The following is a 13,582-nucleotide window of genomic DNA, read 5'->3' on the forward strand; positions in this document are numbered from 1 at the left end:
TTCGACAAATGAATCAATCGGTATCACTACGCTACAGCATGTAGCGAAAGGAATGGATTGTTCGGCGACGCGGGACTATCGGATCAGCGGCGGTGGGCGGCGAGAAAGTCGTCGACAAGCTGTTCGCAGTCCGCGCCACTCATCGAGCGAAGGCCGGACAGCCGCGCGAAGACCAGCGGGCCCACGAGCTGGGTGATGGCCACGCCGGGATCGAACTCGTCGAGTTCCTTCTGGGCGGCGGCGCTCTGCAACACCTGATCGAACGGTTCCCGGTACTGCGCGATGACACGAGCGCGCAGCGGCGCGAGGGTGTTCTGCTGCTCCCCGGGCTCCTCCGGCACCATCGCCAGCCACGCCAAGGCGGTCAATTGCAGTGGCGCCTGCTCGATCAACGCAGCCTGAGCACGGACCAACCGCACCAAACTGTCGCGGATTGGTCCGTGCGCGTCAGGGACGTCGGCGTGGGGCAACAATCGTTCGAACGCCGCAGCCAACAAATCGGTGGTGCCGTCGAAATGCCGGTAAAACGTCGTTCGAGCCACCCGCGACATCCGGGAGACCGCCCCGACCGTGACTGCATCAACCCCGCCGGTCTTCAACAGGGCAGATGCCGCATCAACCAACCGGTTGCGTGAACGAACCAAACGCGGGTCTTTGTCATCCATCACGTCCTTGGACCGAGGACCCGCGTCGCGCCTGGCCGCCATCACCGCACCCACACTCCCATCCCCGAGACTGCTCTCGGGCGCCTGGCGATCTTGGTTCGCACGAAGTGCTACTGATAATAGCGAAAGTCGAGGAGTGTCCGCCGGGCTAGTCGTGCAATTCACCTGTTCGACACCCCGACCCGGCAGGAAGGTCGGCGCCACGGTGCCCGCCTCCGGGGTACCTTCGGCGAAGGGTTGGTAGATCAATTCGGGGCTTGGCGGCAGGGCTGGGGTGGGTACTGCTGAAGGGTGAATCGCCCCGGGTCTGGTGGAGGCTCTGAATCCACGGGAGGATGAGGAGCATGGCAGCACCGAGGAAGTACCCCGACGAGCTTCGGGAGAGAGTCACGAGGATGGCTGTTCAGTCACGGCGCGATCCATCGACGAGGTCGGGCACGTTCCGCCGTGTGGGCGAGCAACTGGGGATCAATCCCGAGACTTTGAGGAACTGGGTTGTGCAGGCCGAGGTCGACGAGGGGCACCGTCCCGGGACCACGACCAGCGAGTCCCAGCGCCTGGTCGAGCTGGAGAAGGAAGTGCGTGAGCTGCGCAGGGCGAACTCGATCCTGAGGTCGGCCTCGGCTTTTTTCGCGGCGGAGCTCGACCGCCCACAGCGTTGATCGTGGAATACATCGACCAGTACAAGCATGAGTTCGGCGTCGAGCCGATCTGTCGGACGCTGACCGCAGCGGGCACGCAGATCGCGCCGAGCACGTACTACGCGTTCAAGACCCGACCACCCTCGAAGCGAGCACTGCGCGACGAGGAACTGCTGATCGAGATCCACCGCGTCCACTCGGCGAACTTTGGCGTCTACGGGGCGAAGAAGGTCCACGCCCAACTGCGTCGCGAGGGCGTCGTCGTCGCGCGCTGCACGGTCGAGCGGCTCATGCGCGTTGCGGGGTTACGAGGGATTAGCCGAGCCAAGGGCCCGCGCACCACGATCTCCGGTCGCGGCCCGGATAGTCGGCCTGACCTGGTCGATCGCGACTTCACTGCAACCGCTCCGAACCAGTTGTGGGTCGCGGACATCACCTACTGCCGCACCTTCGTCGGCTGGGTGTATGCCGCGTTCGTCATCGACGTGTTCTCTCGCCGCGTGGTCGGCTGGCAGCTCTCGAAGTCGCTACGGACCGACCTTGCGCTGGACGCGTTGGAGATGGGCATCTGGACCCGCGATCGCGCAGGCCAGTCGGTCACCGGGCTCACGCACCACAGCGACAAGGGCGTTCAATACGTCGCCATCCGCTACACCGAGCGTCTTGCCGAGGCTGGCGCGGCCGCCTCGGTCGGTTCCACCGGCGACTCATACGACAATGCCCTGGCCGAGGCCTTCAACTCGCTGTTCAAGGCCGAGCTGGTCCGCAACCGCGGGCCCTGGAAGAATATCGACGACCTCGAGATCGCGACCGCGGAATACATCGACTGGTTCAATCACCGGCGATTGCACGGCGAGATCGGCATGATCCCGCCCATCGAGCTCGAGGACACCTATCATCACAACCACCCCGCACCGGTACCCGCCGACGCGGCACTTGCGAGCCTCTGACAAACCCGGGGCGATTCAGTCTTGATCGACCCGCTTGGGTTCGACACCGGAATCCATCTCTGACTCCGCACACCGGAGCACAACGGCCAAGACCTCTGCGACAGCGGGGCCGCTCTGCGCGCTGGCGGGCGGCGAGACGCCCGCCGGGGCGAACGGCAACGTCATCATGCGAATGGCCTCAAGCGTTCCCAGAGGGTCGTAGCCAGCGAACCCCTCGACGAACTGCGTCGCCGCATCATCGATGCGCCGCTCAACCTCCGCTGCAGGGTCGGTCGCTTTCGAGACGTCTGAAAGCAACCCAGCAGTATCGAAGGCGCGCTCCAGCACTACCTGAACGTGTTGGTCGGCGTGCCCGGCTTTAGTAGCGTCCTGGCGGCGCTTCTTGTTCCGCCGTTTTCGGGAGGACTTGGATGCCATCAAAACGGCGCCTTCCCTTTTGCCCACTGCTTGGACCAATCGCCTCGGATGCCGGTGGCGTTGAAGTCACCGAGGTCGGTGGTGGCGAATGGGTTGTCGAGGTAGCGGACCTCGTCGTGCTGGGCGCCACGCGGGTCGACGCGGACGAGAGCGAGGCGGTAACGCGGGGCGGCGTTCTTACCAACCATCACCTCGTTGTGGGTGACGAAGAAGTCGGTCGCTCCTTCGATACGCGCTTTGACCTCGATGCGGTAGGTGTCGCCTTTGGCGTCTGTGGAGAGGATGTCGAAACCGGGATTGTTGAAGGCCTGCTCGACGGGCTTGCGTCCGAGTTCACGTTCACGGGCCATCACCAAGTCGACACCGCGGCGTTCGACCTCTTTGGTCTCCTTCGCGTGGATGGGCGCGGTCGCGGGTAGGTCGGTCTCCAGTATCCCGACGGGGAGCACCAGTGCTGCGGTGACGATGCGTGGTGGCTTGGTCGACATAAGCTGCTGGTGGTCAAGCAGTGCGAGCCTCTTGCGTAGACGGGCGTCGAGTTCGACGGCTTTACGATTCAGGCTCTCCGATGATTCTTTCGGTTTCTCACCGGCGCGTTCCTTTTCCGCCGCGACGGCGGCATCGAGGATGAGGCGGTCGCGTTCACCTTCGAGCCGCTTGATGACCAGGTCACGTGCCTTACTCAACTCCGCGAGGCGCCTCGGCTGAACGTCGTCGAGGTAGTCGGGGAGTTGGTTGGCGATAATCCAGCTCGTGGTTTTGTCTTCAGCACCTGCCAGCCACGGGAGGGTGCGGGCTGTATCGGTGACAGCGTTCTCGGGTGCCGCCACGCAGTCCAGGTAGGGCGCGGGGCCGGCAGGCGTCACGGTGCCGAAGCTGTCGACGTATGCGTAGCCGAAGCGGCGTGCGACGGACTCTCCGGTCGCGTCGGCGACCTCTTCGATCACGCCGACGAGCAGGTGTGTCTCCTCCAGCGTCGAGGAAACCAAGATCGTGCCTCGGTTGAGGGAACCACCGAACTGTCGCACGGACTCGTCCATGACCGCGTCGTGCAGCGGATGATCCGGGGCGAGAAGGTCGGCGCGGCTGAGTTCGTCGGCGTGGACCTTGCCAAGATCGAACGTGACTCGGTCGTACTTGGTTGCGATCGGCCCTGTGCCTGCGGCGCGTATTTGCTGGGGCACGTTCGCGATCTCGTAGCGACCCTGTTCGCGCCTCACGATGCGGCCGCCGAGGCGGGCGAAGGCGGCCTTGAATGCCATCTCGATGTAGTGCGGTTGAAGGCGGCGGGCGCGTGCTTCGTCCATTGCCGCGCGCAGTGCATGCAGGTCGGCCTCGGCCAGGTTCTCCGACGCCAATGCCCGTTCGTCGAGGAGATCCTTGAGTCCATCCCCGACCGACGCGTCGATGACCTCATGCATTTTAGCCTTGACGTCGGGGCGCTCGCCGTGCTGGATGGCATCGAGCAGGAGGTTGCGCAGCGGGGTCTCGGTGAACGCCTCGCCGAGGACGTCGAAGACTTTGCCACCGTATGTCTGACGCATCTGGTCGAGCTTCTCCAGCAGGCGGGTGAAGACTTCACCCTCGCGGGTGTTGGAGGCTACGAGGTTCCAGAGTCGGCAGACCTCTTCTTGGCCGATGCGGTGGATGCGGCCGAAGCGTTGCTCGATGCGGTTGGGGTTCCACGGCAGGTCGTAGTTGACCATCAGGTGCGCGGCCTGAAGGTTAAGCCCCTCTCCAGCGGCGTCGGTTGCGATGAGGATTTGGACGTCGCGGTTCTTGGTGAACTCCTCGGTGATCACGCGCCGCTCACCTCTGCGGACGCCACCGTGGATCGCCTTGACCGAGTCGGGCTTGCCGAGCAAAGAGCCGATCTTGGACTGGAGATAGTCAAGGGTGTCGCGGTGCTCGGTGAAGATGATGAACTTCCGTGGCCAACCGTTCGAATCGGTGACCAGCGCATTGTCCTGGAGGATCGTGGAGAGTTCGGTCCACTTGCGGTCGGTGCCAGCCTCGCGGACCTTCTTGGCGGTCGCAATCAGATCGGCGAGTTCGACAAGTTCTGCGTTGAGCTCCTCGACGGTCTGGGCGGCGGTGGCCGCGTCCATCACGTCTTCCTCAAGCTGCTCCAGTTCTTCGGCGTTGTATTCATCTTCGTCGAAGTCGCCCGAGCCGATGACGTCGTCGGGTTCCTTGTAGGTGCCGTTGAGGATCTCGGTCTTCTTGCGCTCCAGCCGTTCGGTGCGGCGGACGAGGCTCTTGTAGATCGCCTCAGGGCTGGAGGCGAGTCTGCGCTGAAGGACAGTCAGGGCGAATCCGACAGTGTTCTTACGCTTGCCGCCAAGCCTGTCGGCACGGTTCATGCCCTCGCGGACGTAGCGAGTGACGTCCTCGTAGAGGCCCTTCTCCCGCTCGGTCAACTCGTAGGGCACAGTTTCGGCGATGCGTTCAGGGAAGAGCTTCTTACCTTCGAACGTCAGCAGGTCTTCCTTGACCATGCGCCGCATGATTCCGGTGACGTCGACAGACTTCTTCTGCTTGCCCTCGAACCGATCGCGGTCGAGCAAAGTGAGGAAGAGCTGAAAGTCCTCTTCCTTGCCCGAGTGTGGAGTCGCGGTCATCAGCAGGAGGTGGCGGGTAATTTGGCCGAGCAGCTCCCCCAGCAGGAAGCGTTTGGTCTTCTCCAGCTTCCCGCCGAAGTAGTGCGCTCCCATTCTGTGTGCCTCGTCGACGATGATCAGATCCCACTCCGTCTCCTTCAGTTGGGCCTGGAGTGCCTCGTTGCGGGAGAGCTGATCCATGCGTGCGATCACGAGTGGGTTCGTTTCGAAGACGTTGAGGTTGATGTTGGCATCGATGAGCTGGTTGGTCAGCAGGTCGAACCGCAGCCCAAACTTGAAGAACAGTTCGTCCTGCCACTGCTCGACCAGTCCACCGGGAGCGATGATCAGGCACTGCTTGACGTCGTCGCGGAGCAGCAGCTCCTTGATGTAGAGGCCGGCCATGATCGTCTTGCCGGCACCGGGGTCGTCGGCGAGAAGGAACCGAAGCGGGGTCCGCGGTAGGAGTTCGCCGTACACCGCGCGAATCTGGTGCGGCAGCGGCTGCACGTCGCTCGTGGCGACGGCCAGCATTGGATCGAAAAGGCCGGCCAGCGAGATACGTTGGGCCTCGGCGACGAGCTTGAAGTCGCTGGCGGTGGCGTCAAACGCGCGGCTACCGCTGGTGGCGACGCTGAGGTTGTCCTGGTCCTTGCGGAACACAACCTGTTGGCCAAGTCCACCTGAGCCGTTCTGGTAAGTGAGTGCGAGTGCGTCCGTGCCATGCCATTGAGCAGCGATGACAGTGATCACCTCTGCGGGAATGAGACCCTCGACTCGCAGACCGGGCTTCAACTCTTCAAGCTGCACGCGTGGACCTCCTCATTGCCAGCCCTCGAACGCTACCCGCCGATACTGACAGGTTCGCCATCGCCAGGAATTCAACGAGACCAAGCCGAGTGGCATTGCCAGGCCTTCGAACGCTTGCTGAGAAGCTGTCGAAGACTTCGCTGAGGTGCCGCCCGACGCCCGTCACCTCGAGTTCCCATCGGCGAGTTCGCGCAATGCTCGCCCCAACTCCTCCGGAAGCGTGTCACGAAACACCCGATAAGCCGCCTTCGATTGTCGGGTCACCGGCGGCGGCCACGCCGGGCTGGTGTCCAACCCCCCCTGAGCAACCTCGCACCACATCCATGTCACCGCGTACGGGAGTGCGGCCGCGCGCCTCCTCGGACTCGCCGACCGCGCCCAATCGGTGAACCACGTGTCGGGCGTACTCGCGAGCTCGATGACTCGTCGCTCGAGCGCCCGAAAATCCCGTCGACGCGATAGTTCCCTCGCTGCCGCGCTGGCGGCTGCCGCGATCTCTGAAGGACTCGCGGCCAGTCGCGTGCTCGCCGCTCGCGATGTCCGTCTGCCAATGTCCGGGTCGAGTTCGATACTCGCTGCAGCAGTGGACCACGTCGACCCTGGCCGTTGTGCGCGCGCAATACACAGGGAGGCGTACAGCCGCCCCGTGCTTTCCTGCGTTGTCAGCATCCCAGCGAAATGACGACGGTAGGTGTGCTCATCGAGGAGTTGAGGGATCGCAGACAGCGGCAGATCGATCAACGCGTCGTGATGATCGATCTGCAGGCCGACATGGCGGCGGGCTGAAAGCACCTGGACCACCAGCCAGCTCAACACCGGACTCTTTGCCGCGCGATTGACGATCCATCCTCTCGGGCCGCCCGGGACGTCCGGGATCAGATCGAACCACTCGGCCAACCGTGCGACGGCGTCCGCACTCTCCGGACTGGACAGAATCCCATCCGCCTCCGCCAGTGCTTCACCGCGGGTGACTGCACTTGTCGGCGGCTGAATACCCCACCGAGGCCCTCGAAGCTCAGTTGTGCGACCAGCGGCTTCGGCTTGGAGATCTCCGGCCCATTCGACGAAACCCCTTGCGCGAGACCGGGATGCGAGGTGAAGTAGAAGAGTGGTTAAGTTTCGGACTTCTGCGAGGTACGCGGGGGGCGCGAGAGCGCCATCGAGAACGCTCGTTTCTTCGCCTTGGATAGCGGCCGTAACCCGTGTTGCGGTCCGAATTGCACCTTCGGATGCAGCCGTCGGTTTCTCTCTCAGGATGGAGTGTCGGCAGGGAGCCGAGAATCCGAGCGGATTCCCGCACGGCTGGTGTTCATCGAGCCGAGGACGCAGCGGACTGTGGTGTCGCGTTCGAAAGCGCCGGCTACATCTTGAACACTCAGCGACCAGGTAGACGCCGTGGTCGGGACACACTGTCGACACCGGTAGCTTCCACGACAGCTGCCAGATTCCGTCGTGCGATAGGCAGAGTGGGCATAGTTGCGTCCCATGCTGCGGGAACCACCCCTGGCAAACGATGGCGCGGTAGCTCGCCCGATCGAGCGGGTCGAAGCCGTCGAGGTTGAGTGGCGCGCCTCCGTCGTAACGCAACAAGGTCGAATTCTCGACGGCCGATGCCCCCAGCCCAGTGAGATCCACTATTCGGCCGACGAGCTCATCGCTAGGCCGGACCAGCATGAAAGCCGTCGAGACCGACGATCCGTCCCGGTTCTCCTTGAGCATGCGGACAAGACTCTTGGTCGTCAGATCGTTCACAAGTGCAATCCGCTCGAGGTACGAATCAAGCGACTCGCGTGGATCGATTGCAACTCGAGCGGGGAGCATTAGCTCAGAGGCTCCATCGCCGTCGCGGTTTGGTAGCGCCCGCAGTGGGCGAGCGACTGGAAGTCACGCGCCCACACGAGTCCGGTCCTCTTCTGAGACTCGGTCCGAATCCACCACACCGAAGTCTCCACTCCCAACCTGACGCACAAGATCTTCGTCGGCGACGCAGATCGCTTCGGCGGCACTGCGGAGGATGAGACGGCCTTCGGGGTTGAGCGCAGCGTCAAATGCTTTCAGGTGTTCGGCGTCTGGCCATGTACGCGGGCTATCACAGGTTGCATCGAACCACATCCAAGATGCGGCGAGCCGGGCGCAGCCATCGAAGTTCCGGGCGGCTGCGGGCAGGGTGCCGACCAGGTCCGGCGGGGCGGCTTCAATCCGTCTTAACGCGTCGCGGCGCTCACGGTAGTTGACGAGCTCGTCGAGGCATAGAGCTCGCGCCAGATTCATCGCATGGGCAATGTCGCTCTCGCGGTGGAAGATCGGAGTCCATTTCGGCCACGCCCCTATGCAAATCGAGTAGCTACCAGCTTTCGTCAGACGGTAGGTCGGCTCGTCGGCAAGGCTCCAATGATCGCGCAACCGAACACATTGACTGAGAAGTAGCGCGACTCTGGAACGCCACAACCACTGGGCGGGGTCGAGCACGAACGGTTCGCCTTCTTGCCGGTAGATCCCTGGGATGTGGTCAAGCGTCAATTGCGTATGGCCAAGCGCCAGCCGCATCAGATCTTCGCCGCGTGGATGGCGGACTGAGCTCTTCGGTAACCGCATGGTCTTGACAGTCTTCGCGCCTGTGCGGAGTACCCGTCGAGTGAAGACCTGCGAATCGGGTATTTCAGAATTCTCTGGTCGGACAGGAGTGGGACGTGGATGTGGAGATACTCGTGGTGTCAGCCACGTTCGCTGTTCTTCCCAGGCCATTGCGATGGCCAGTGCACGAACGGCAGGAGATCGCGGTAGCTCTTCCTCGGACTCGTGACTCGTCGCAAGATCTGCCGTCGCAGTGGTCACCAACTGAGCATCAGCTGGGATCCAGTGTGCAGATCCTCGACTGAGCCGACGAGCCACCGAGGGTAGTTCCGCACGGAGACACTCAAGTCGGTCGAGTGCATCGAAGTCAGTCGTAGATCTGTGTGCAGCGGACGAGACCTCCTTGCAGACCGACAGAATCCGATTGGGAACTCTGGTCAACTGCGCAGTGCCACTACCGGGCATCCCGATGAGGTGCCCGCAGTAGAAGCAGACCGGAGACAGAGCCAAAGCCCACTCTCGCCGTGCCACTCCGTTTGGGGCGCAACGGCAATGCTGACCCCACTCACTTGCCAGCCAGCCTTCCTTCGCGAGCACTCGACTATGGCAGTCATCAAGGGTCATCGCCGAAATGCGCGAGAATGGCTGGCGCGTCAGCGTGGCCAGGTGCCGCAGAATCGGCTCGTAGTCAGACGCTGATCGCGATAACTGACTTCGACCAAGGATCTTGGTGACGGTGGTGCAATTCGCCGTCGCCGCGCGCAATACGAAGGACTCCAGCGATTCATCGTCGGCTGGAATCGGTCGAGCAGGCAGATAGCCGATACGAGGCTCTCGCATGGATAGCCCCCTTCCGTTGTCTGCCGGTGACATCACACCCTGCTCTGCTTGCTGCGGCGCCGAAGATCGATTTCCGCCTCTGCTGCGTGCGCTCGTTTACTGAGGCGGACTTCCTTCAGGTGTTCTGGGTTGATCGTGTGCGTGCCGTCGGCGATCGCTGCAAGTGTCGCAATGCGGAGGAGGCGTGTCGCGTCACCGACGTAGCCCTGAGATCGCTTCCAGATGGGCCCCGCGAGCTGTGAAGTGAGAAGCCCTTCGCTTGCCCGAGGGAGATGCGGAAGGAGATAACCTTCCAGCCCGTAGAGCAGTTGCTGCCACGCGTGTTGCTCCTCCGAAGTCTCGATTCCGTAAGGACTGAAGCTCATTGGCTGGAGGCGGCCGATAAGCTGGGCATCGCTCATGGCTTCACTGGATTCGAGGTCTGTCCCAACCAGAATTAAGCTGGCGTTGAATTCGCCGAGCTCGGTGTTCATGTACTTCACGTGATCGAGGACCTCCCGGCCGCCCTTCCAGTTGGTACGCAGTAGATGGAAGTCGTCGATGAGAAGGGTGCGCACGCCGTGGCGTGCCAATGCCCTGACCGCGGCGGTTGACGTCTGGTGGGCGGCGCCGCTGGCGGATAAGCGGAAGAAGTCAAGGACTTGGGAGTTGAATCCTTTGACCATCGAGCCAGATTGCAGGTTGACCCAAACGACGGGGCATAGGTCTGCGTCGATCGTTGGCTGAGGGTTCCACGTGGGCAGTTCTGCAGGGCCTTTCGGTGCGCCTACGATCCATTCCACGTATTTCCTTGTGGCCCAGCGGCGGACCGCCGTGCTCTTCCCGAGCGTGCTTGCGCCTGTGACCGACGCTATTGCCTTCGCACCGGGGCCCGTTTCAGAATTCTCCTGCACGATCTCAGTGAGTCGGTCTGCGACTGCGCGGGTCTCGGCCGTTTCGACGTAGAGTCCATTCATCCATTGACGCAGCGCATCGACCGCCCGCGAGCGGTCCTCGGATGTCATCCTGTCCCAACCAGCCGACGTGTACAGAGGTGGTTCTGGCAACTCCGTTTTGGTGCAAGCCAAATGCCAAGCGAGAGAGTCCATCAGGAGTCGGCCCGCATCGTCGGCCACGGGACGTCGAGGATGTCCAAGGGAACGTCGTCCTGGGGTGAATCGGTATGGGGCGTCTTGGTGCGTGCTTCGTTGCCGCCCGACTGAGTGGCTTCGTCGCGGGTTGCACCTTGGGCTGCCTGAGCTTCTTCGTGGTCTTTGCGCGATTGTTCAACTCTGCGGTGCGCGGCTGACAGTTTGGCAGTCCAGTCAGTTGGAACGGGCCCAGAGGTGAGTTCCGTGAGCTCGTCGAGGATCTGCCGCTGCGCTGAGCCCCGACTCAGAATGTGGTTGCCGCCGCGTTCGCGGACGCGCCGCCTAACAGCCTGAACGATCGTATCGGTCATCGGCGCGTCAGTGAAGAAAGATCCTCGCCACGCAACGGGGCGTACACGGCCGGTCTCGGGGTGCGGGAACCAGATGCTCGACAAGTCGTGCGGGTCGACAAGAAAGGGAACCTTGTTGTCGTCGTCCCTGAACTGGCCCCGTGCGACATTCCGAAAATCATCGAGCAGCTTGCCGTCGTAGACCATCTCAGCAAACTCGACACCTGCGACTCCGACTGTGCCCCACTTGACCGGAAGCATCTGATAGATCATGTCTGCACGCTGCGGTACGTCGATACGGCCGGTGACGTCGAGCATGATGTCCCAGAGCTCCAAAGGACTGGTGCGAGCGGTGGGCTCACCACCGATAACCAAGCCTGTGTGCCACGACCGGTGGTAGTCCAAGGCGACGAATCGCCGAAGGTGTTCTTCCAGTTCGGCGGCCGTGACCAATGCCTCCTCGGCGACCAATCGACCGCGCTCCGAGGTATTGCGACCTTTGTAGCCGGGGAGCTGTTGAACGGCCCGTTGTAGCGTCTCGTGCCAGCGTTCAACGTGGGGGTTGTCCGTTGGCTTCTTCCCGCGACTGAGCAACAAGTCAATCCCGAAGTCGCGCAGAATCGCGCGGAAGTGATCGGACACGAAGATCGAACCGTGGTCGGCGCGGATCGCGTCCGGCATGACGCCAGGGATGTGGTGCTCTCCTTGAAGCGTAGTGAAATCGGGTGCAACACTTCTGCGCCCAACGTTGACCGCGACATCAGAAGCGTCGACGACTTGGGGCAAACCGGCCCAGCGCCAGTGACTGATGGTGGTGCCCTCCACCATCATCGAGAACGGGCGGCAGATGTCGTAGAGAAGTAGCCCGGCATCGATTCCATCGGCGCTCTTCGGCACCACGCGCAGTGCGAGGACCACTCTGGTGGCGACGTCGATTGCAGTGAGGATTTCGACGCTGAAGGGTCGCCCGAGAAGCGGGTCGTATACGAGGTTGTCCGCCCTCGTGGCGTCGATGGCGACTATTTGCCCAGGCCTGATTGCGGGGAAGTGCTCTTTGCCCGACACGCGCTGTAGCGACCGGCTTCTCTGGGTGCGGGTTGTTGCGCCCGCGCCCCGTTTGAGGTGCGCGAGATACTCTGCCGTCAGACGCTGCGGCGTGGAGACATCCACGTGCCCTGCACGCTTGAGCTCAACCTTGATCCGCCGATCAAGCTCGCTGATGTTGGCGTCCGCCCGATCTCCGTCCAGGGTGGCGAAGACCAACTCAGCAACAGTCCGATAGCGCTCATCGATTCGCTCCCACGTCTGTTCGCGACGCAGGGATCTGGCATCGAGGAGCCCGAGTAGTCCGTCGCGTTTCCATGCACGCACCCAGTTGCGGATGGTGCTGTCGACCGGAGCCGATCGCTTGATCTCACCGTTCGCGATGCGGCGTTGTAGGGCACGATCTCCCACAGCTTCTTGCTGCAACGCGACCGCCATCGCGCGACAGCGCGCCGCCTCGGAGACGCCGAAGCCTTCGCCGAAGGGTGGGCGCGGTTCGCCATCGCGCGCGAGTTCGGCGTGACCGTCCCGGTAGCCGGTCAGTATCTCATGCACGATTTCAAGTTTGTCGAGGGCGGCTCGGCGCGTTTCCTCAGACAGGCCATCCCAGTACGGGCGGAGCGCCGGTCTGATTGGCGCTACATCGCCATCGACCACGACTCGCACCTCTGCGAGTTCGGGCCAATCGACGTGCAAGGAATCGCCGACGCTGGTGCGGAGGTCTACGCCGGCCGCTGATACCGCTGTCACCAGACCGGTTCCCCACTCAGTCAGAAGTCGGCCACCGACCTCAACCACTGTGCGACTTGTGTCCACTACGCCACCAGTCCCGCGCGCACTGGCGTTTCCATCGTCAATCGCTTCGAGAGGTTGGTATCCAGCTCACCGGACCAGACCATGTGCCAGACCACGGCGATGGCCTCCCCGTTTCCGGTATCCAGACGAAATAGGGAGCCCAGAGTCGCGGCGTCGTTACTTGCTTCCTTCCCGATCTCGCCAGCCACCTGGTCATACCAGGAAGGCCTTCGGCGGTAGCCGTGCAGCCACAGAAGGTTTAGGCGTTCTACGCGGTCGAGTCCGTTGAATACCTCGTGACGCCATCCCACATTCGCGCAGGCGGCCTCGACCATTGCGACCTGAAGCTTGAATTTGTCGTCCATCTTGTGCGGCAGGCGTGCATTCCAGAGCGTTACCGCCCCGGTGTCGTCAAGGCTGAGTAAGTCGGGCGTGTTTTTCGCCGAGGACGATCCGCCCCGCTTCAGCTGACACGGTTGCGGTATCAGCGCGACGATATCGTTGAGCCGGTCCAGGCGTCGCAAGAGGTCATGCTCGAGGCCCGACTCGAGTTCTAGGTGGTCGCGCATGGTCAGTGAATACGCAGTGACAGGTATGTGCCGGTGACGTTCCGAGGATCGAGGCTTGCGAATCGGAACTACACGTGCGAGATCCGGCGGACCGTCGGACCGCCAGTTCAACACGCGGGACACCTTGTCGCCAGCGAATCGGAACCGCCACGTCACCGCCGCGCGGGAACTCTCGGTCAAGTGACACCTCCGCTTCCGCAGGAATTAGCACCAAATCTAGCAAGAAATCGAGGTCGAAGGGCTACTAAGGGAGCAAG

General features: G+C 62.6%; 8 protein-coding genes, 2 pseudogenes and 1 other annotated feature. Of the genes and pseudogenes, 1 reads left to right on the forward strand and 9 read right to left on the reverse strand.

The features are described from left to right. Nucleotides 1–83: 83 nt before the first annotated feature. Complete coding sequence (locus GYB83_RS13205) at nt 84–665, reverse strand: TetR/AcrR family transcriptional regulator (protein WP_020173037.1); 582 nt, start codon at nt 663–665, stop codon at nt 84–86. Between the two features lie 344 nt (nt 666–1,009). Here GYB83_RS13205 and GYB83_RS13210 point away from each other — a divergent pair. Continuing rightward, nucleotides 1,010–2,256, forward strand: a protein-coding gene (locus GYB83_RS13210; RefSeq protein WP_223291304.1) for an IS3 family transposase whose coding sequence is annotated in 2 segments (ribosomal slippage) — nt 1,010–1,295 and nt 1,295–2,256 — 1,248 coding nt in all. Because the reading frame shifts where the segments join, the coding sequence is not laid out codon by codon here. Further along, nucleotides 1,288–1,416: a sequence feature (AL1L pseudoknot), on the forward strand. It overlaps the preceding gene by 129 nt. A 15-nt stretch (nt 2,257–2,271) precedes the next feature. On the opposite strand, the gene GYB83_RS13215 is transcribed toward GYB83_RS13210, so the two are convergent. The 8 genes and pseudogenes from GYB83_RS13215 to GYB83_RS13250 all read right to left on the reverse strand — a co-directional run bounded on the left by GYB83_RS13215 (nt 2,272) and on the right by GYB83_RS13250 (nt 13,439). Further along, nucleotides 2,272–2,673, reverse strand: coding sequence for a hypothetical protein (locus GYB83_RS13215; RefSeq protein ID WP_006896686.1), 402 nt, complete (start codon nt 2,671–2,673; stop codon nt 2,272–2,274). Then, the gene (locus GYB83_RS13220) at nt 2,673–6,083 is read right to left on the reverse strand and encodes a helicase-related protein (RefSeq protein ID WP_006896687.1); all 3,411 of its coding nucleotides are present in this window, start codon (nt 6,081–6,083) and stop codon (nt 2,673–2,675) included. The genes GYB83_RS13215 and GYB83_RS13220 overlap by 1 nt, the downstream gene beginning before the upstream one ends. A 1,443-nt stretch (nt 6,084–7,526) precedes the next feature. After that, a pseudogene (locus GYB83_RS23625) lies at nt 7,527–7,904 on the reverse strand (TniQ family protein); the annotation flags it as partial. Between the two features lie 63 nt (nt 7,905–7,967). After that, nucleotides 7,968–8,678 carry a hypothetical protein gene (locus GYB83_RS23630; RefSeq protein ID WP_223291355.1) on the reverse strand — a complete coding sequence of 237 codons (711 nt, stop codon included), beginning with the start codon at nt 8,676–8,678 and terminating at the stop codon, nt 7,968–7,970. Between the two features lie 480 nt (nt 8,679–9,158). After that, nucleotides 9,159–9,530: pseudogene (locus tag GYB83_RS23635) on the reverse strand (TniQ family protein); the annotation flags it as partial. Next, the gene (locus GYB83_RS13235) at nt 9,530–10,501 is read right to left on the reverse strand and encodes a TniB family NTP-binding protein (RefSeq protein WP_223259049.1); all 972 of its coding nucleotides are present in this window, start codon (nt 10,499–10,501) and stop codon (nt 9,530–9,532) included. The pseudogene GYB83_RS23635 and the gene GYB83_RS13235, both read right to left, overlap by 1 nt. A gap of 83 nt (nt 10,502–10,584) precedes the next feature. After that, entirely contained in the window at nt 10,585–12,618 is a 2,034-nt protein-coding gene (locus GYB83_RS13240) for a transposase (protein ID WP_223291302.1), read from the reverse strand. 158 nt (nt 12,619–12,776) lie between these two features. Next, nucleotides 12,777–13,439, reverse strand: coding sequence for a TnsA-like heteromeric transposase endonuclease subunit (locus tag GYB83_RS13250; protein WP_228461459.1), 663 nt, complete (start codon nt 13,437–13,439; stop codon nt 12,777–12,779). Nucleotides 13,440–13,582: the final 143 nt, after the last annotated feature.

It is taken from the genome of Gordonia spumicola (assembly GCF_009932475.1).
Lineage (GTDB): Bacteria > Actinomycetota > Actinomycetes > Mycobacteriales > Mycobacteriaceae > Gordonia > Gordonia spumicola.